Genomic DNA, 20327 nt, shown 5'->3' on the forward strand with positions numbered 1-20327 from the left:
CCAGCCGCTGCTGGATCACCGACGCAAACCTGTGGCAGCGAACGAACAAGTCGTACAGCGAATGTACGCATGCCGTTCCGGTTGCGCATCTGCAAGGTCAACGAGTACGGGTCTTCTCCGCGGAGCGTTGCATCAGTATCGTCGGGTAATCGCGCGGGTATCGTCAAGTGTCCGCGCCGGCCTGTGTCCGGCGCGGGGCCGGATCCGTCCCGCCAACACCGCCGTGCCGGTCGGCCGTTGCACGCATATCCGCGCTTCGCGGCGACGGCCATTGCCGCCGGGGTTATGTTGGTGCCGCCAGCGGGGCCGAACCGCGGCCGTCCGGACCGAGGAGAACAGATTGCGCATCGGGAAAATCACGATCGGCTCGCTCGGTGATTGGACACCGACCCCCGGACCGGTCACCTCCTGGCACCCGACCGCCGCGGCGGCCGAGAAGGTGCGCCAAGCGCCGGCCAGTCCCGTTCCGGTCAGCTACATGCAGGGCCAGCATTTGCGCAATTATCACGAGCGGACCGCCGCGGGACTCGATTTTTCCCGTCAAATCATCGCCACCTGTGACGTGCCGGGCCGTTGCGATATCTCGGCGATGAATTACGCCGTCAACGCCTACTTGCGGCGCCATGACACATTCCGCAGCTGGTTCCACCACAGCGGCGATGGGGAGTTCGTCAGGCACACCGTCAGCAACCCCGCTGACATCGAATTCGCCCCGATCCACCACGGCGAAATGACGGCGGAGGAAATACGCGCTCATGTCGTGGCGATACCCAATCCGCTGGAGTGGGGCTGCTTCACGTTCGGGGTCGTGCAAAACGAGGAATATTTCACTTTCTTCGCCGCCATGGATCACGTGCACGGGGACGCGACGCTGATCGGCACGACGATGCTCGAGGCCAACGGCATGTATGCGGCGGCGAGCGCGGGCAGCGAACCCCTCGAGCTGCCCGATGCCGGCAGCTTCGACGACTTTTGCGCCCGCGAGCGGGAGTACACGTCGGCGTTGACCGTGGATTCGCCCGAAGTCCGCGCGTGGATCGACTTCGCCGAGAACAACAATGGCAGCTTTCCGGAATTTCCGCTGCCGCTGGGCAACCCGTCCGAGGCGACCGCCAGCGCCATGGTCTCCGAGCTGGTGATGGACGCCGAACAGACGGAGCGATTCGAATCGGCCTGCACCGCCGTCGGCGTGCGGTTCATCGGCGGCTTGTTCGCCTGCATCGCCCTGGTGGAGCACGAGCTCACCGGCGCCCTCACGTATTACGGCCTCACCCCCCGGGACACCCGCCGAACCACGGACAATTTCATGACGCAGGGCTGGTTCACCGGCCTGGTCCCGATCACCGTGCCCATCGCGGCGGCCTCGTTCGCCGATGCCGCGTGGACGGCACAGACCTCGTTCGATTCGGGCCAGCAATTGGCGAAGGTGCCCTATTACCGGGTATTGGAATTGGCGCCCTGGCTGAAGTGGCCGCAACCCAACTTTCCGGTCTCGAATTTCTTCCACGCCGGCGCCGCTCCCCTCAATGCCGTGCTCGCCGCGGCCGACCTCGGCTATGCCAACAACATCGGGATCTACTCCGACGGCCGGTATTCCTATCAGCTCACCATTTACGTGTTCCGGTACGGCGAGGGCACGGCCATGGCCATGATGTACCCGGACAATCCGGTCGCTCACAAGTCGGTTGCCCGCTACACGGAGACGATGAGGTCCGTATGCGGGCGGGTCGCCGACACCGGGCATTGGGGGCGCGTTGCGTAGCGTGGGTTAGTTCGATGGCTCCTGAAAGATCGCGTGGAGAATCGCGCGGCTCGGCAGCGGCGTCGGCAGGTGCCGCCGCCGGATGTCCCCGACCGCGCCGGCCGGGGACGAGGTCGAGATGCGCCGGATAGCCGATTTCGTGGTGCGCTGGCCCTGGCTGGTGATCGGGTTCTGGGCGGCATTGGCGGTCGCCCTGCCGCTGGCCTTCCCGTCCCTGGCCGAGATGGCCCAGAAGCATCCGCTGGCGATCTTGCCCGGCAACGCACCGTCCAATGTCGCCGCCCGCCAGATGACCGAGGCGTTCCACGAATCGGGCTCGGATGACCTGCTGTTGGTGGCGTTGACCGACGAGAAGGGTCTGGGCCCCGCCGACGAAGCCGTCTACCGCAGGCTGGTGGACGCGCTGCGCCGGGACACCCGTGACGTGGTGATGGTGCAGGACTTCATCAGCGCGCCGCCGCTGCGTTCGGCCGTGACCAGCAAGGACCGCAAAGCCTGGGTACTGCCCGTCGGCATCGCGGGCGAGTTGGGCACCCCGCAGTCATACGCGGCGTTCAACCGGATCGCCGGCATCGTCAAACAGACCCTGGAAAAACATGAAAACGGTCCGGCCGCAACGTCTTTGACGGTGAGCCTCACCGGCCCCGCGGCGACCGTCGCCGACCTCACCGTCGCGGGCGAGCGGGATCGACTGCCGATCGAGCTGGCGATCGCCGTTCTGGTGCTCGTCGTCCTGCTGGTCGTTTACCGCAGTGCGGTCACGATGCTGCTGCCGTTGGTGACGATCCTGTTGTCGCTGGTGATCGCGCAGGCGGCCGTGGCGGGCTACTCGCAATTGACGGGCTCGGGCGTATCCAACCAGTCCATCGTGTTCCTGAGCGCGATCATGGCCGGCGCCGGGACGGATTACGCCGTCTTTCTCATCAGCCGCTATCACGACTTTCTGCGCCGGGGGGACGATTTCGATCAGGCGGTCAGGAAGGCCCTGATCTCGATCGGCAAGGTGATCACCGCGTCGGCCAGTACGGTCGGGATCACGTTTCTGCTGATCGGCTTCGCCCGGATGGGCGTGTTCAAGACGGTCGGGATCTCGTCGGCGATCGGGATCGGCGTGGCCTTTCTCGCCGCCGTGACGTTGCTGCCGGCCATCATGGTGCTCGCCGGGCCGCGGGGTTGGATCAGGCCGCGGCGCGAACTGACCACCGGGCTGTGGCGGCGTTCGGGCATCCGCATTGTGCGCCGGCCGCGGGCCCACCTGGTGGCCAGCGTGCTGGTGCTGATCATCCTGGCCAGCTGCGCGGGCCTGGTGCGCTACAACTACGACGATCGCAAGGCGTTGCGGCCGTCGGCCCCGAGTTCGGTCGGCTACGCCGCGCTGGAGCGCCACTTCCCGGTGAATCAGTCCATCCCGGAGTACATCCTCATCCGGTCACCGCACGACCTTCGTACCCCGCAGGCCCTCGCCGACCTGGAACAGCTGGCCGATCGAGTCAGCCAACTGCCGAACGTCAGCGTGGTCAGCGGCATCACCCGCCCCACCGGGAACGTGCCGGAGCAATTCCGGGCCACGTATCAGGCCGGCGCGATCGGCAGCATGCTGGCCGGCGGGTCCACCATGATCAACGACCAGACCGACGACCTCAACCGCCTGGCCCGGGGGGCCGGCACCCTGGCCGACAACCTCGGCGACGTCCGCGGCCAGGTCAACCAGCTCGCCGCCAGCGTGCGCGAACTGGAGAATGCCTTCTCGTCGACGAAAAACCAGTACAGCGGCGACGCGCTGGTCAACCAGGTCGACATCGCGGCCCGGCTGGTCGACCACGTCAACTCGCTCAGCAACGCCATGGGGTGGAACTTCACCGCCGCCAAGAACATGTTCGCCTGGATCGGCCCGGTGCTGGCGGCGCTGCAGGGCAACCCGGTCTGCGACGCCGACTCGTCGTGCAGCGCCACCCGCGCGACGTTCGAGCAATTGGTGGGTCCGCGCGGTCAGGCCGACCTCGACGCGATCGATGACCTGTCCCACCAACTGCAGGCCTATCCCGACAAACGGGCCCTGAAAGCATCCACCGACCGGCTGCGCAACGCCTTCGCCAAACTCAACGACGTGCTGCGGGCGATGGGAATGGATCGGCCCGGCGGCCTGCAGTCCAACCTGACCACCCTGCAAAACGGCGCCGACCAATTCGCCGGCGGCAGCCGGCAGGTGGCCGACGCGGTGGCCCAACTCGTCGACAAGGTCAAGCAGCTGGGCGCGGGGCTCAGCGAGTCGGCGGCGTTTTTGTTGTCGTTGAAGCACGACGCGGCCCACCCGGCGATGGCCGGGTTCAACATCCCGGCGCAGCTGCTGCGTCTGCCGCAGTTCCAGGAGGCCGCCAAGGTGTTCATCTCACCCGACGGCCACTCGGTGCGGTACCTGGTGCAAAGCAAACTGAGCCCGTTCAGCACCCAAGCCATGGATCAGGTCGACGCGATCACGGCCACGGCCCGGGGCGCCCAGCCCAATACCGCCTTGGCCGATGCCGAGGTGTCGATGGCCGGATACACCGTCGGCCTCAAAGACACCCGGGACTACTACCAGCACGACATCAAATTCATCATCGCGGTCACCCTGCTGGTGGTGCTCCTGACGTTGATGGCGCTGCTGCGCGCGATCGTCGCGCCGCTGTATCTGGTTGCCACCGTGGTCATTTCGTATTTGTCGGCGGTAGGGGTCGGCGTGTTGGTCTTCCAATTTTTGCTCGGCCAGCAATTGCATTGGAGCGTGCCGCCACTGGCGTTCGTGGTGCTGGTCGCGGTGGGTGCCGACTACAACATGCTGCTGGTCTCCCGGATGCGTGACGAGTCGCCGCACAGCATGCGCTACGGCATCATCCGCACCCTGAGTTCCACGGGTGGAGTGATCACCGCCGCGGGTCTGATCTTCGCGGCCTCGATGTCCGGTCTGCTGTTCTCCAGCATCGGCACCGTGGTCCAGGGCGGTGTGGTGATCGGGGTGGGGATTCTGCTGGACACCTTCCTGGTGCGCACCGTCACCGTTCCCGCCATCGCGGCGCTGGCCGGGCGGGCCAACTGGTGGCCGTCACGCATGGCCGTCCGGCGGAACCCGGTTAGCGGGCAGCCATGACGTATGTGAGACTAGAGAAGCCGACGGGTCAGGAGTAGGGATGAAGCAACTACTCGCAGGAGTGACGGCGCTGTTAAGTGTCAGTACCGCAGGGTATTTCGGCATCGGTACGGCAGCGGCCGACGGCGGGCCCATCGGCGGACCGCCCACCCCGGGCGCGCCGGGCGACCAGACCGCCTACGCTCTTGGCGGCGCGCACGTGTTGGGCATCCCCTACGACCAATACATCCGTATGGAGGGCGCGGACTGGTTTCCCGGCCAGCAGCGCCAAATCGTTCGCTACCCGGCCGGGCAGGTGCAGGGACACGTGCTCGAGCGACTCTTCCCGGGCATCGGCAAGCTCGACGAATCCTTCCCCGGCCTGGGCATGGACGGCCCGAGCGTGGGCGAATCGGTCGCCGAGGGGATCGACAATCTCGATGCGGCGATTCGCACCACCGGGCGCCCCGGCACCGCGATCGGCCTGTCGGAGGGCGCGTTCGTGGTCGACGGCGAGCAGGCCCGATTGGCGAACGACCCCACCGCTCCCCCGCCGAACACGCTGAACTTCGCCACGTTCGGCGACCCGATCGGGCGGCACGCCTTCGGTCAGAGCTTTCTGACCGCCATGTTCGGAGTCGGCAGCGTCGTTCCCGCACTGGACTACACCATGCCGCCGCCGTATGAGAGCCAGTACGACACCAACAGGTTCGTCGCCGCATACGACTCGATCGCGGACTTTCCCGATCGGCCGGACAACATGTTCGCGCTCGCCAACACGCTGATGGGGCTGGCGACGGGTCACACCGCGGTGGCCTTCACCAATCCGAGCATGGTGCCGCCGCAGAACATCAGAACCACGATCAACTCCCGCGGCGCCAAAGACACCACGATCATGATCCCGGAAAAGCACCTTCCGCTGGTGATGCCGCTGAAATACATCGGGATCGACGAAAATACGCTGAACAAGCTCGATGCGATCCTGACCCCCCGGGTGAACGCGGGCTATTCACGCAACGACGACCCGGCGACCGCCCCGGTGCAGGTGGACCCGGTGCACGGCTTCGACCCGGCCGAGGTCACCGCGCCGGCCAACCAGGCGACGTTCGGCGGCGGCGCCGACCCGCTGTCGCAGATCATGGCCGGGGCCATGTCCGTGTTGTCGCACGGCGCGGGCGAAGCCGACCACTGACGCCGAGCACGAAAAACCGACTATCAGTACGGACGTGATGTGATGCCTATGTCCCAGTCATCTATTCTGTCGATGCTGCACGCACGGGCCAGCCTGCGTCCCGCTGACATCGCGTTCACCTTCACCGATTACGAGCGCGACTGGGCGGGTGTTCGGGAGAGCCTCACCTGGTCTCAGTTGTCGCGCAGAACCATCAACGTGGCGCGCGAGCTTCACCTTCATGGTTCGGTGGGAGACCGGGCGGTAATCCTTGCCCCCCAAAGCCTCGACTACATCGCGGCGTTCCTCGGCTCGATGCAGGCCGGGCTCGTCGCGGTTCCACTCCCGTTGCCGCACCGCGGCTCGAGTCATGAGCGGGTCAGCGCGGTGCTTGCCGACACCTCGCCGTCCGTCGTCCTGACGACGTCCGCGGTCGCCGAAGACATCACCGAATACGTGGACAAGGCCTGCCTGGACGCAGTTCCGAAGATCGTCGAGATCGATTCGCTGAACCTCGACGTCGACGGCGGACCACACGTGCGGGCGGCCGACCTGCCCAGCGTCGCCTATCTGCAGTACAGCTCGGGTTCGACGCGGCAGCCCACCGGGGTGATGATCTCGCACCGCAACCTCAAGGTGAATTTCGAACAGCTGATGCGCGGCTTTTTCGCCGACGCCCACGTCAAGGCCCCCTCGGATCTGACCATCGTGTCCTGGCTGCCCTTCTACCACGACATGGGTTTGGTGCTCGGGGTCTGCGCCCCGGTCCTGGGTGGCTACCGGGGCGAATTGAGCAGTCCGCTTTCGTTTTTGGAGCGGCCGGCCCGATGGGTGCAGGCCCTGGCCAGCAGCCCGCACGCGTGGTCGGCGGCACCTAACTTCGCCTTCGACTTAGCGGCCCGCAAGACAACCGACGGCGACCTGGCCGGCCTGGACCTGGGTGGGGTGCTGGGCATCATCAGCGGCGCCGAACGGGTGGAGCCGGCCACCTTGCAACGCTTCGTTGATCGGTTCGCGCACTTCAATTTTCGCGACGAAATGGTGCGTCCGTCGTACGGCTTGGCGGAGGCGACCGTCTTCGCGGCGGCCGGCACCTGGAATGAATCGTCGGGAGCGGTCCGCTTCGATACCGACGAACTGTCCGCCGGACGCGCCCGGCGGTGCCCGGCCGGGTCCGGCACCGCGTTGGTCAAATACCAAGTGCCGCAGTCACCGACGCTGCGCATCGTCGACGGCGACACCCAGCGGGAGTGTCCGTCCGGCGTGGTCGGCGAGATCTGGGTGCATGGCGAAAACGTGGCCGACGGCTACTGGCGCAAGCTGCCGCACGAACAGTCCTGCTTCGGCGCCACGCTGCGGGATCCCTCGCCCGGCACGCCCGGCGGGCACTGGCTGAAAACCGGCGATCAGGGTTTCCTTTTCGACGGCGCGCTTTTCATCGTCGGCCGCATCAAGGACCTGCTGATCATCAACGGCCGCAATCACTATCCCGAGGACATCGAGGCGACCGTGCACGAGATCACCCGCGGCCGGGTCGCGGCGATATCGGTCCCGGCCAACGGCACCGAAAAGCTGGTCACCATCATCGAATTCAAAGAGCGCAGCGATTCGGCGGACACGTCGCACCGAATCGCGAGCGTCAAAAGCGATGTCACGGCGGCGATATCCAACGCGCACGGCCTGAACGTCGACGACGTCGTGCTGGTATCGCCCGGATCCATTCCCACCACGACGAGCGGCAAGATCCGCCGCGCCGGCTGTATCGAGCAGTACCGTCAGCGGCAATTCACCCGGTTGGACAGCTGAGGGAGGCGCTCGCCGATCGGGCCGCCTCACAGGCATATCGATGTTGATCACCGTGCTGGTCATGGCCGCGGCCGTCAGCGTCGAACCGTTCCGCATCGGCATGGCCGTGCTGATGATGACGCGGCCCAGACCGGTGCTGCAGTTGCTCGCGTTCCTGGCCGGCGGTTTCGCCATGGGCATGACGGTGGGCCTGGTGGTGCTGTTCCTGCTGCGGCGGGTGCTGCTGGGGTCCAGCTACTTCACCGTGCCGAAGGTTCAGCTACTGATCGGTGTGCTGGCGCTGCTGGTCTCGGCGGCGCTGGCGGTGGACGTCCCCGCCGGTTGGGTTCGCGGCCCGCCGCGATGGCGCGGCCGGCCCAACGATTGCTGAACGGCGACTCGTTGTCGGTCGCGGGCCTCGCCGGCCTCGGCATCGCGTTGCCCTCGGTCGACTATCTCGCCGCGCTCGCCGTCATCGTGGCCTCGGGCGCGGCGGCCGCGACGCAGGTCGGCGCGCTGCTGCTGTTCAACGTCGTGGCCTTCGCCCTCGTCGAGATTCCGCTGCTGGCCTATCTGGTGGCGCCCGCCAGAACCGCCGCGTCGATGACGGCGTTGCACAACTGGATTCGATCGCGCCGCAGACCTCAGGTCGCCGTCCTGCTGGCCGCGGCCGGCTGTGTGTTCCTCACGGTCGGCGTGACCGGACTTTGAGGCCCGGCGCGCGGGCGCGGAGCCGGGATGAACATAATGAGGCAATCGCACGGCAAAGGAGCCCCGATGAGCAAGCCAAGCACCACCCGTCCGCTGCGGGTGATCCAGTGGACCACCGGCAACATCGGGCGGCGTTCGCTGCATGCCATCATCGGCCGGCCCGACATGGAACTGGTCGGGGTCTATGCGCACGGCGCCGAGAAGGTCGGCGTCGACGCCGCCGAGCTGGCGGGCTGGCCGGAGCCGACCGGGGTGGCGGCCACCAACGACATCGACGCGCTGCTGTCCCTGGGCGCCGACGCGTGTTGCTATAACCCGTTGTGGCCCAACGTCGATGAGCTGGTGCGGCTGCTGGAGTCGGGCGTCAACGTGTGCACCAGCGCGGCCTGGATCACCGGCGGCAAGCAGACGCCCGAAGACCGTCGGCGCATCGAAGAGGCCTGCCGGAAGGGCAATTCGACGATCTTCGGCAGCGGCGCACATCCGGGCATGACCAACATGGTCGGCATGGTGCTGTCCGCGTCCTGCGAGCGGGTCGACGAGATCCGGATCACCGAGTCGGTGGACTGCTCCACCTACGAATCGGCGGAAACCCAGACGGCCATGGGGTTTTCGCAAGACCCGGACACCCCGGGCCTGGCGGAAAGCGTGCGGCGGGAAAGCGAGGTGTTCGCCGAGTCGGCGGCGATGATGGCCGACGCGATCGGGGCGAAGCTGGACAAGATGACCTTCGACGTCACCTTCACCGCGGCCACCGGCGACTCCGACCTGGGCTTCATGAAGATTCCGGCCGGCACGGTCGGCAGCGTCTACGGCTATCACCGCGGCTGGGTCGGCGACCGCAACGTCGTCAGCGTCGGGTTCAACTGGACCATGGGCGATCACGTGGTGCCGCCCAAACCGCTCGAGCACGGCCACGTCATCCAGGTGTTCGGGCTGCCCAACATGCGCACCGTGCTGCACTGCCTGCCGCCCAAGGACTGGACCGAACCCGGATTCATGGGGCTCGGCATGATCTACACCGCGATGCCGGTCACCAACGCGGTGCCGGCGGTGGTGGCGGCCAGACCGGGGATCGTGACGCTGGCGGATCTACCGCCGGTCACCGGCCGGCTGGGCTGATGCCTATGCCGTTCGCCACACCGGACGGCCCCCGGGAGGAACGCTTGCGTGCACTAAGGTTAGGATGCCTAGCTGAGCAAATGTTCCGTTGACATCGGTGTCATCGGCGACGGTTGGTGAGCTTTGCGGAAGGCGGTCAGGTGGTGGCTGGTCCAAACTCAGAGAGCCGCCCAGGCGTCCTGAGCCGCGCGCGCAAACAAGCGTGGATACCGCTGGTGTTGGTGGTCGTGCTGGCCGTCTCGGCGCTGATCGTGTCGCGGTTGCACAAGATCTTCGGGTCGGAGGATCTCAACGCGAACGCGGGCAAGGGGATCGAAATCGTGCAGTTCAACCCGAAGGTCGTCGTCTACGAAATCTCCGGCGCGCCCGGCAGCACGGCCAACATCAACTACTGGGACGAGAACGCCAACACCCATCAGGTCAACAACGCCCCGCTGCCCTGGTCGACCACGATCTCGACCACGCTGCCCTCGGTGAGCGCCAACATCATGGCCCAAAGCGACGGCAGCACCATCAGCTGCAAGATCACCGTGGACGGCGTCGTCCGCGACAACCAGAACTCCGACGGCCATAACGCCCAAACCTTCTGCCTGGTGAAATCCGCATGAGCGACGCGAGCAACAAGACCCAACCCGACCTGAGCGCGGCCGACACCGGTCCGATCAACGTCAAGGGGCTGTCCAAGGCCGAGCGGGGCCACCGGCCCTACCTTCCGCATGCGATCCGCATCTTCGCGGTGCCCATCATCCTGGGCTGGTTGTTCGTCACGGTGCTGGTGAACGTCATCGTGCCGACGCTGGAAAAGGTCGGCGAGGCGCACTCGGCGCCGATGACACCGCTCGATGCGCCGTCGATGAAGGCGATGATGCGGCTGGGCCACAACTTCCACGAGTTCGACTCCAACAGCACCGTGATGATCGTGCTGGAGGGTCAGCAGCCGCTGGGCCCCGACGCCCACAAGTACTACGACAACCTCATTCGCCAGCTGCGCCAGGACCCCAAGCACATCCAGCACATCCAGGACTTCTGGGGCGACCGGCTGACGGCCGCGGGGGCGCAGAGCGCCGACGCCAAGGGCGCCTATGTGCAGGTGAACCTCGCCGGCAACCAGGGCACCACGCTGGCCAACGAATCCGTCGACGCCGTCCGCAAGGTCATCGACGAGAACAAGGCGCCGCCCGGCGTCAAGGCCTACGTCACCGGCCCGGCGGCGCTGTCCGACGACATGCACATCATCGGTAACGCCAGCCTGGCCAAGATCACGCTGTTCACCCTGGGCGCCATCGCGATCATGCTGCTGCTGGTCTACCGGTCCATCGTGACCACGCTGGTGCAGCTGTTCATGACCTTCGTCGCGTTGGCGTGTTCACGGGGTGTGGTCGCGGTTCTGGCGTATCACAACGCATTCGGGCTCACCACCTTCGCCGCCAACATCCTCACCATGCTGGCGATCGCCGCGGGAACCGACTACGGCATCTTCCTGATCGGCCGCTATCAGGAGGCGCTGGCCGCCGGCGAGGACCGGGAATCGGCGTACTACACCACGTTCAAGGGCGTCGCCCCGGTCGTGTTGGGGTCGGGCCTGACGATCGCCGGCGCCACCTACTGCCTGAGTTTTTCGCGGCTGCCGTGGTTCAACACCATGGGTGCGCCGGTGGCGATCGGCATGCTGGTGGTGGTGCTGGCCGGCGTCACGCTGGGCCCCGCGGTGGTCTTCGTCGGCAGCCGGTTCCACTTCTTCGAACGGCAGGCCAAGCGGGGTCGGCTGTGGCGCCGGGTAGGCACGGCCGTAGTGCGTTGGCCGGCACCGGTTTTGGCGGTCAGCGCCGCGGTGGTGCTGGTCGGCATGATCGCCCTGCCGAGCTTTCACACCAGCTACAACGACCGGCACTACCTGCCGCTGTCGGCCCCGTCCAATCAGGGACAGGAGGCCGCGAATCGACATTTCTCCGAGGCGCGGATGAACCCGGACCTGTTGATGATCGAATCCGACCACGACATGCGCAACCCGGCCGACATGCTGGTGCTGGACCGGGTGGCCAAGAACGAGATGCGCACGCTGGGCATCGCCATGGTGCAGGACATCACCCGCCCCCTGGGAATCCCGATCCAGCACAGCTCGATTCCGTTCCAGAACAGCGTGCAAAGTCAGACGACGATGCAGAACATGGGCTTCCTCAAGGAGCGCATGAACGACATCCTCAAGATGGCCGACGACCTGCAGACCCAGATCGACACCACGCAGCGCCAATACGAGGTGTCGATGGATTTGGCCAACGCCGCCGACGACAGCGCGAAAACCACGGCGGTGACGTCACAGATCACCGACAGCCTGCGCGACCACATCGCCGACTTCGACGACACCTTCCGGCCGATCCGCACCTACTTCTACTGGGAGAAGCACTGCTACGACATTCCGGTGTGCATCGGGCTGCGGTCGCTGTTCGACACATTCGACGGGTTCGACCAATTGGCCGAGCAGTTCCACTATTTGACGACCGACATCGCGCACACCGCGAAGGCCTCGCGCGACCTGACCGCGCTGTTCCCCACCCTGATCACCACGCTGAAGACGACGCGCGGCATCACCCTGACGCTGTATCAGACGTTCAAGGCGATGATCGACCAGATGGAGGCGATGAGCAACACCGCCGTCGTGATGGGTCAGAGCTTCGACGCGTCGAAGAACGACGACTTCTTCTACCTGCCGCCCGAGGCGTTCGACAACCCCGACTTCCAGACGGGCCTGCGGATGTTCCTGTCGCCCGACGGTAAGTCGGCGCGGTTCTTCATCACCCATCAGGGCGATCCGATGTCGCCGGAGGGGATCAAGCGGGTCGACGCCGAACGCACCGCCGCGCAGGAGGGGCTGAAACAGTCCTCGCTGTCGGATGCCCGGGTGTATCTCGGCGGTACCGCCGCGACGTTCAAGGACATGGCCGACGGCGAGAAGTACGACCTGATGATCGCCGTGGTGTCGGCGCTGACGCTGATCTTCATGATCATGCTGCTGCTGACCCGAAGCGTGGTGGCCGCGCTGGTGATCGTCGGCACCGCGGCCAGCTCGATCGCGGCGTCTTTCGGTCTGTCCGTGCTGATTTGGCAGGACCTGTTCGGCATCCGGATCCACTGGATCGTGGCGGCGCTGTCGGTGATCATCCTGCTGGCCGTCGGATCGGACTACAACCTGCTGCTGGTCTCCCGGTTCCGCGAGGAGATACACGGCGGGCTCAAGACCGGCATCATCCGGTCGATGGCCGGCACCGGCGGGGTGGTGACGGCCGCCGGCCTGGTGTTCGCCTTCACCATGGCGGCCATGCTGGGCAGCGAGCTGCGGGTGCTCGGCCAATTCGGGTCCACGGTGTGCATCGGTCTGCTGCTGGACACGCTGATCGTGCGCACGCTGTTGATGCCGTCGATCGCCACCCTGTTGGGCCGCTGGTTCTGGTGGCCGATGGTGGTGCACCCGCGGGTGACAACGCGCGGCGGCCGGTGCCGGCGGCGTCGTAGCGCGCGGGCCTAGGACCCCGGCTGCTGCACGACGACCGCGACGGCGCCCGCCCGACGTGCAGCGCCAGCACCGGGCCCAGCTCGGTGATGATCGCCGGGTCGCACGCCGGCAACCGCTCGCCCAGCGCGGCGGCCACCTCGGCGGCACCGCCCGGGTTGTCGACGTGGTGCACCGCCAGCGCGGCGGCGCCGTCGCCGACCACCTGACAGACCCGATCGATCATCGCCTCGGTCGCGTGACCGGCGGTGCGGACACGTTGGGCCAGAACGAGTTTCCCGTCGTCGATGCGCAGCAGCGGCTTGAGCGCCAGCGCGGTGCCCAGCCAGGCCGCCGGGCCGCCGATGCGCCCGCTGCGGCGCAGGTTGTCCAGCCGGTGCACCACGATGAAGCCGTGCCCGCGGGACACGGCGGCGCGGGCGGCGTCGGCGACGGCGTCCAGCTGCGCGCCGGCGGCCGCCGCCCGCGCGGCGGCCAACGCGACGAAGCCGGTGCCCATCGCGGCCGACTTGGAGTCGACGACGCGCAGGTTGGGGTCCAGGTCGGCCGCGGTACGTTCGGCGGCCCGGCAGGTTCCGGACAGCGCCGACGAGATGTGCACCGCCACCACGCCGTCGCCGCCGCTGTCGGCCAGCGCCTGCTGGTAGGCGTCGGCGAGTTCGGCCGGGGTGGCCGCCGCGGTCGTCGCCGCGCGCTGGTGAATGTCGGCGGGCACCTCGTCCACACCGTCGCGCAGATCGGTGCCGTCGAGCAGGATGTGCAGCGGGACGACGCGTATCCCCCACTGCCCGAGCAGGTCGGCCGGCAGACGCGCCGACGAGTCGGTGACCACCACGACAGCCACGAGCGCCGCTACCGTTTCTCGGTGGGCGGCACGGTGTTCGGCAGGGCCTCGGCCAGCGCCTTGAGCATCAACTCCGCCACCGCCTGGTGGGCCTCGAAGTTCCAGTGAATGCCGTCGGGGTTTCCCCGCCCGCTCATGATGTGCTCTGCCACAGCAGCTTTCAGATCCACCAGCGGGATGTCGTGGCTTTGCGCCCATTCGGTGATCGCGGCCGCGGTGGCGGCGCGGCCGTGGTGGGCCCTGCCGTAGGTGTCGGCGATGTGCACCGAGGGCAGCGACGCCACGATCGGGATGCCGGGACGGTTGAAATCGATTGCGCCGCGGGTCTGTTCGAGGTAGTCGACGCTCAGGTGCGGAGGCAGGGCGGAGCGGGCCACCGGGGAGAGCCTGGGCTGCAGCCACCCGTAGCCGTCGCGGACCCAGCGCCGCAGCCGCGGCGGACGCACGTAGCGGATCAGCTCGCGCAGCGCGGTGGGCAGCACCGACGGCAGCGAGTCCATGCCGCCGGTGGCGAAGATGACCGCACCCGCCCGGGGCAGCGCCGCCCACGCCCGCGGGTCCTGGGTCGCCGCCCACCACACGTCGCGGCACGTCCAGCCGATGCGGCCGATCAGTTCCACATCCCAATCGAGTTGGGCGGCAACGATGTTCGGCCAGATCCGGGGATCGTCGGCGGGCAGCCCCCCGGTGGGCCCGTAGTAGGCCAGCGAGTCGGCGAAGATCAGCAGGGTGGGCCGCGGCCGCTGTTCAGAGGACATCGTTGGCAACCTGCGCCGAGGCGTTCCACACGTCCAAACGCCAACGGATGTCGTCGAATTCGTCGGCGGCATCATCGGAATGGCCGGACAGCTGCACCCAGCTGGCGTTGCCCATGCCGCCCAGCATCGGCCAGTTGGGCACCGGAAGCTTCAGCAGCGCCGCCGACAGGGCGGCGATCAGACCGCCGTGGGCCACCAGCACCACCGGCCGATCCGGGCCGTCGGGATCGCCCCATTCCGGTTCGCCGGCCACCAGTTCGGCCACCACCGGCACGCTGCGGGCGGCGACGTCGACCCGGCTTTCCCCGCCGTGCGGCGCCCAGGTGGCGTCTTCGCGCCAGGCCAGGCGGGCGCCGGGGGCTTGGGTGTCCACCTGGGTGTGGGTCAGGCCCTGCCAGTCGCCGAGGTGGGTTTCCCGCAGCCGCCGATCCACCCGGATGGGCAGGCCGGTCCGCTCCCCCAGCCGGACCGCCGTGTCGTAGGCGCGGTGCAGGTCCGACGACACGATCAGCAGGGGCTGCGCCTTGCCGAGCACCTCGGCGGCCGCGACCGCCTGCGCCCGCCCGAGTTCACTGAGCTCGGAATCCAATTGGCCCTGCATGCGGCTGCCGGCGTTGAACTCGGTTTGCCCGTGCCGCAACATGATCAGCCGACGAATCTTCATGGCGTGCCCGCGTCGCCGGGGTCGTGCCGATCCTGGTCCAGGTTCACCGGCACCACCGGGCAGTCACTCCACAGCCGGTCCAGGGCGTAGAAGTCGCGGTCGTCCTGGTGCTGGATGTGGACGACGATGTCGCGATAGTCCAGCAGCGTCCAGCGTCCCTCCCGAGCGCCCTCGCGGCGGGCGGGCTTGTAGCCGGCCTTGCGCATCTTCTCCTCGACCTCGTCGACGATCGCGTTGACCTGTCGCTCGTTGGACGCCGAGGCGATCACGAAGCAGTCGGTGATGGCCAGCTGGGCCGAGACGTCGATGACGACGACGTCGTCGGCGAGCTTGGCGGCGGCGGCGCCGGCGGCCACCGTGGCCATGTCGATGGCTTCCTGCGTGGCGCTCATGGGTGATCCCCTGTGCTCAGCCTGGTTTCGGTGACGGCCACCGCGGGCCCCGGCTCGGAGCGGTAGAGCCGGCGCTTGGACACGTACTGCACCACGCCGTCGGGCATCAGGTACCACAGCGGGCGGCGCTGCGCGGCGCGCTGACGGCAATCGGTGGACGAGATGGCCAGCGCGGGGATCTCGACCAGGGTCAGCGCGTCGTCGGGCAGCTCACCCAGCACACCGGTGATGTGTTCGCGGCGCAGCTCGTAGCCGGGGCGGCTGACCCCGACGAAGTGGGCGAGCTCGAACAGCGTCTCCCAGCCCTGCCAGGACAGGATCGAGGCCAGCGCGTCGGCGCCGGTAATGAAGAACAGTTCGGAGTCCGGGTTGAGCGCGTGCAGGTCGCGCAGGGTGTCCCGGGTGTAGGTGGGGCCGGCGCGGTCGATGTCGACCCGGCTCACCGAGAACCGGGGATTGGACGCGGTCGCGATCACCGTCATCAGATAGCGGTCCTCGGCCGCCGAGACGTGCCGATCCTTCTGCCAGGGCTGCCCGCTGGGCACGAATACCACTTGGTCGAGGCCGAACAGGTCGGCGACCTCGCTGGCGGCAACCAGGTGGCCGTAATGGATGGGATCGAACGTCCCACCCATCACTCCCAACCTGCGAAGCTGCTTTTGCACGATGTGCCAGCTTACTTGAGCCGGTGACCTGGCCCGATTTTCCAGCCCGCCGCCCTGGGCTGCCGAGCGTCACGCTGGCGTGACCGGCGCCGCCGAGCGTCACGCCAGCGTGACGCCGGGCGGGAACGGCGCCTCACACCGGCAGCAGCTGGTCGATCACCGCGGCGAGCTGCTTGGCGGACCGGCATTCGTGCATCGGGATGACCTCTTGGTAGCGCGGCACGGCCGAGTCGCCGCTGCCCCACAGATGCTTGGGCTCGGGATTGAGCCAGTGCGCGTGCCGGCTGGCGGTCACCATGTGGCTCAGCAGCTCGACCTCCGGGTTGCGGTAGTTGGTGCGGCCATCGCCGAGTACGAGCAGCGAGGTGCGCGGGGACAGCACGTTGGGGAACTTCTGCTCGAACGACGCGAACGCGTTGCCGTAGTCGGAATGGCCGTCGCGGCTGTAGACGCCGGCCTCCCGGGTGATGCGCTGGATGGCCACGGCCAGGTCGGCCTCCGGGCCGAACATGTGGGTGACCTCGTCGGTGGTGTCGATGAACGCGAACACCCGCACCCGGGAGAACTGTTGGCGCAGGGCGTGCACCAGCAGCAGGGTGAAGTGGCTGAACCCGGCGACCGAGCCGGACACATCGCACAGCACCACCAGCTCCGGGCGGGCCGGGCGGGGCTTGGCCAGCACCACGTCGATCGGCACCCCGCCGGTGGACATCGACTTGCGCAGCGTCTTGCGCAGGTCGATCGTTCCTGCGCGGCTGCGCCGGCGGCGGGCCGCCAGCCGGGTGGCCAGGGTGCGGGCCAGCGGGGCGACGACCCGTTGCATCTGGCGCAGCTGCTCACCGGAGGCGCGCAGGAACTCGACGTTCTCGGAAAGCTGTGGGATGCCGTACATCTGGACGTGATCGCGGCCCAGCTGCTCGGCGGTGCGCCGCTTGGTTTCCGCGTCGACCAGCTTGCGCAGCTGGGTGATCCGCTGCGCGGCAAGGGCTTTGGCGATCTCCTCCTGGGTGGGGGTGGGTTCGTCGCCGTACGGGGCGAGCAGCCCGGCCAACAGCTTGCCCTCGAGTTCGTCCAGCGCCATCGCCTTGAGCGCCTGGTACGACGAGAACGACGGGCCGCGGCTGGAGCTGTATTTGCCGTAGGCCTCCACGATCCGGGCGATCATCGCGACCAGGCGCTCGTCCATGTCGGCCAGATCCGGGTTCTCGGTCAGCAGGTCGAGCAGCATCTGGCGCATCGCCTCGACGTCGTCGGGCGGCAACGCGTCCTCGCCGGAGCCCGGCCCGGCGTCCTCGTCGGTGACCACCGCGCGGGCGCCCAGCGCCGCCGGGAACCACAGGTCGAACATGGCGTCATAGGTTTCGCGGTGATCCGGCCGGCGCAGGACCGCGCACGCCAGGCCCTCGCGCAGCACCTCGCGGTTGCCCAGGCCGAGCGTGGCCATCACCCGGCCGGCGTCCACCGTCTCCGACGGGCCGACCGAAATCCCCGCTCCGCGAAGGGCTTCCACGAACCCGACCAGGTGGCCGGGCAGCCCGTGCGGGGCGAGCGGCCGGGATGGTCGGATGCGGCGGGTGGCCATGGCGGTGTTCCTAATTCAGCCGCAGCTCGCCGGTTGCGCGCTGCTGGTCGGATTGATGCTTGAGGACCACGCCCAGCGTGGCGGCGACGACGGCGTCGTCGATGGTGTCCAATCCCAGCGCCAGCAGCGTGCGTCCCCAGTCGATGGTCTCGGCGATGGACGGCACCTTCTTGAGCTGCATGCCGCGCAGCACCCCGATGATCCGGACGAGCTCGTCGGCCAGATGCGCGGGCAGCTCGGGGACCCGGGACAGCAGGATGCGGCGTTCCAGGTCGGGACTGGGAAAGTCGATGTGCAGGAACAGGCAGCGCCGCTTGAGCGCCTCCGAGAGTTCGCGGGTGGCATTCGAGGTCAGCACCACGAACGGGGGCCGCTCGGCGGTCAACGTGCCCAATTCCGGGACGGTGACGGCGAAATCGGAGAGCACCTCGAGCAGCAGGCCCTCGATCTCGATGTCGGCCTTGTCGGTCTCGTCGATGAGCAGCACGGTGGGCTCGGTGCGGCGGATGGCGGTCAGCAACGGGCGCTGCAGCAGGAATTCCTCGCTGAACACGTCGGTCTTGGTTTGGTCCCAGTCCCCGGAGCCGGCCTGAATACGAAGTATCTGCTTGGCGTGGTTCCACTCGTAGAGCGCGCGCGCCTCGTCCACCCCCTCGTAGCACTGCAGGCGCACCAGACCCGAGCCGGTGGCCTGGGCCACCGCGCGGGCCAACTCGGTCTTGCCCACCCCGGCCGGGCCCTCGACCAACAACGGCTTGCCGAGCCTGTCGGCCAGGAACACCGCCGTCGCGGTGGCGGTATCGGGCAGGTAGCCGGTCTCGGCCAACCGCCGCGAGACGTCGTCGATGTCGGCGAACAGCGGCCTGGGCCTGGCGGGCACACTCACAATCGGTTCTCCTCAAGCACGTTCGGATGCGGGTCAGGCCGGACGGGTCTGTCCGTCTCCCCACGCAATCCATTTGGTCGACGTCAATTCGGGCAGCCCCATGGGACCGCGGGCGTGCAATTTCTGGGTGGAGATGCCGATCTCGGCGCCGAACCCGAACTGCTCGCCGTCGGTGAACGCGGTGGACGCGTTCACCATCACCGCGGCGGCATCGACACCGTCGGTAAACCGTTGCGCCGCAGCCATATTCGTCGTGACGATGGCCTCGGTGTGCCCGGTGCCGTACTCGTTGATGTGGGCGATCGCGGCGTCGACGCCGTCGACCACCGCCACCGCGATGTCCATCGACAGGTACTCGCGCCGCAGGTCGTCCTCGGTGGCGTCGCGGGCGAAGCCGCCGTGCACGGTCACCCCGGCGTCCTGAAGCGCGGTCACCAGCCGGGGCAACGCCTCCTCGGCGATGGCGGCGTCCACCAGCAGCGTCTCGGCCGCATTGCAGACGCTGGGCCGGCGCGTCTTGGAATTCAGCAGCACGCGCTCCGCCACCTCCAGGTCGGCGCCTTCGTGCACGTACACGTGGCAGTTGCCCACCCCGGTCTCGATGGTGGGCACCTGGGCGTCGCGCACCACCGCGTTGATCAGGTTCGCCCCGCCGCGCGGAATCACCACGTCCACCAAGCCGCGGGCCTGGATCAGGTGCGTCACCGTGACGCGGTCGTCGGCCGACAGCAGCTGCACCGCGTCGGCGGGCAGGTCCTCGCTGACCAGCGAGGCCCGCAACACCTGGACCAGCGCCTGGTTGGACCGCGTCGCCGAGGAGCTGCCCCGCAACAGCACCGCGTTGCCGGACTTGAGCGCCAAACCGAACGCGTCCACGGTGACGTTGGGCCGGCCCTCGTAGATCATTCCGACCACACCGAGCGGAACCCGCTGCTGGCGCAGCTGCAGCCCGTTCGGCAACGTGTAGCCGCGCAGCACCTCCCCGACCGGGTCGGGCAGCCCGGCCACCTGGCGCAGCCCGGCGGCGATGCCCTCGACCCGCTTGGTGTCCAACGCCAATCGGTCCAGCATGGCGCTGGGCGTGCCGGCAGCCCGGGCCGTCTCGAGGTCCTCGGCGTTGGCCGACAGGATCAATTCGGCGTGGCCGGCGATCGCGTCCGCGGCCGAGCGCAGCGCCTGGTCCTTGGCGACGGTGGGCAACAGCGCCAGCACCCGGGAAGCCACCCGGGCGCGCCGCGCCGCGTCGTGCACCTCGCGGCGCAGGTCGACCGCGCGGGGTGCGGCCCGGCCCTGCGGGCGCGAGGTGCCGCCACCGCTGCGGAATGGTGCTTGCAGACCCATTGAACCAGGGTATCGGGCCGCAAACGCCCG

General features: G+C 67.9%; 13 protein-coding genes and 3 pseudogenes. 8 read left to right on the forward strand and 8 right to left on the reverse strand.

Annotated features, from left to right (window positions below; translation table 11 throughout):
* Window positions 1-340: 340 nt before the first annotated feature.
* From NF20_RS20285 to NF20_RS20320, 8 genes and pseudogenes are all read left to right on the forward strand, one after another.
* A complete protein-coding gene (locus NF20_RS20285; protein WP_009976019.1) occupies window positions 341-1762 on the forward strand; it encodes a condensation domain-containing protein in 1422 nt (473 codons plus the stop codon).
* Window positions 1763-1880: 118 nt separating this feature from the next.
* Complete coding sequence (locus NF20_RS20290; protein ID WP_080691840.1) at window positions 1881-4889, forward strand: RND family transporter; 3009 nt, start codon at window positions 1881-1883, stop codon at window positions 4887-4889.
* Window positions 4890-4929: 40 nt separating this feature from the next.
* Complete coding sequence (gene pe, locus NF20_RS20295; protein ID WP_011724324.1) at window positions 4930-6060, forward strand: acyltransferase PE; 1131 nt, start codon at window positions 4930-4932, stop codon at window positions 6058-6060.
* Between the two features lie 48 nt (window positions 6061-6108).
* Complete coding sequence (locus tag NF20_RS20300; protein ID WP_081759549.1) at window positions 6109-7845, forward strand: AMP-binding protein; 1737 nt, start codon at window positions 6109-6111, stop codon at window positions 7843-7845.
* A gap of 112 nt (window positions 7846-7957) precedes the next feature.
* Window positions 7958-8535, forward strand: a pseudogene (locus tag NF20_RS20305) (GAP family protein).
* Between the two features lie 66 nt (window positions 8536-8601).
* Window positions 8602-9657, forward strand: a complete 1056-nt coding sequence (locus NF20_RS20310; RefSeq protein WP_033711358.1) for a dihydrodipicolinate reductase — start codon at window positions 8602-8604, stop codon at window positions 9655-9657.
* Window positions 9658-9797: 140 nt separating this feature from the next.
* Window positions 9798-10265 carry an MmpS family transport accessory protein gene (locus NF20_RS20315; protein ID WP_003875890.1) on the forward strand — a complete coding sequence of 156 codons (468 nt, stop codon included), beginning with the start codon at window positions 9798-9800 and terminating at the stop codon, window positions 10263-10265.
* Window positions 10262-13167: pseudogene (locus NF20_RS20320) on the forward strand (RND family transporter). Before NF20_RS20315 ends, NF20_RS20320 begins: the two are co-directional and overlap by 4 nt.
* Window positions 13168-13176: 9 nt before the next feature.
* Here NF20_RS20320 and NF20_RS26700 read toward each other — a convergent pair.
* The 8 genes and pseudogenes from NF20_RS26700 to NF20_RS20360 all read right to left on the reverse strand — a co-directional run bounded on the left by NF20_RS26700 (window position 13177) and on the right by NF20_RS20360 (window position 20297).
* Window positions 13177-14009: pseudogene (locus NF20_RS26700) on the reverse strand (DegV family protein).
* A gap of 8 nt (window positions 14010-14017) precedes the next feature.
* On the reverse strand, window positions 14018-14767 hold the full coding sequence (octT, locus tag NF20_RS20330) for a diglucosylglycerate octanoyltransferase (RefSeq protein ID WP_009976005.1): 750 nt from the start codon (window positions 14765-14767) through the stop codon (window positions 14018-14020).
* Window positions 14757-15431, reverse strand: a complete 675-nt coding sequence (gpgP, locus tag NF20_RS20335; RefSeq protein ID WP_003875886.1) for a glucosyl-3-phosphoglycerate phosphatase — start codon at window positions 15429-15431, stop codon at window positions 14757-14759. The genes octT and gpgP overlap by 11 nt, the downstream gene beginning before the upstream one ends.
* Window positions 15428-15823: a ribosome silencing factor gene (gene rsfS / locus NF20_RS20340; protein ID WP_019732741.1), complete on the reverse strand. Its 396-nt coding sequence runs from the start codon at window positions 15821-15823 to the stop codon at window positions 15428-15430. The genes gpgP and rsfS overlap by 4 nt, the downstream gene beginning before the upstream one ends.
* Window positions 15820-16488 carry a nicotinate-nucleotide adenylyltransferase gene (gene nadD / locus NF20_RS20345; RefSeq protein ID WP_023865584.1) on the reverse strand — a complete coding sequence of 223 codons (669 nt, stop codon included), beginning with the start codon at window positions 16486-16488 and terminating at the stop codon, window positions 15820-15822. The genes rsfS and nadD overlap by 4 nt, the downstream gene beginning before the upstream one ends.
* A 133-nt stretch (window positions 16489-16621) precedes the next feature.
* The gene (locus tag NF20_RS20350) at window positions 16622-18070 is read right to left on the reverse strand and encodes a vWA domain-containing protein (protein WP_019732743.1); all 1449 of its coding nucleotides are present in this window, start codon (window positions 18068-18070) and stop codon (window positions 16622-16624) included.
* Window positions 18071-18080: 10 nt separating this feature from the next.
* Entirely contained in the window at window positions 18081-18956 is an 876-nt protein-coding gene (locus tag NF20_RS20355; RefSeq protein ID WP_003875882.1) for an AAA family ATPase, read from the reverse strand.
* A 33-nt stretch (window positions 18957-18989) separates the two neighbouring features.
* Window positions 18990-20297 carry a glutamate-5-semialdehyde dehydrogenase gene (locus NF20_RS20360; RefSeq protein ID WP_162291314.1) on the reverse strand — a complete coding sequence of 436 codons (1308 nt, stop codon included), beginning with the start codon at window positions 20295-20297 and terminating at the stop codon, window positions 18990-18992.
* Window positions 20298-20327 lie beyond the last annotated feature (30 nt).

Origin of the sequence: Mycobacterium sp. MAC_080597_8934 (assembly GCF_000523975.1) — a bacterium.
GTDB lineage: Bacteria > Actinomycetota > Actinomycetes > Mycobacteriales > Mycobacteriaceae > Mycobacterium > Mycobacterium avium.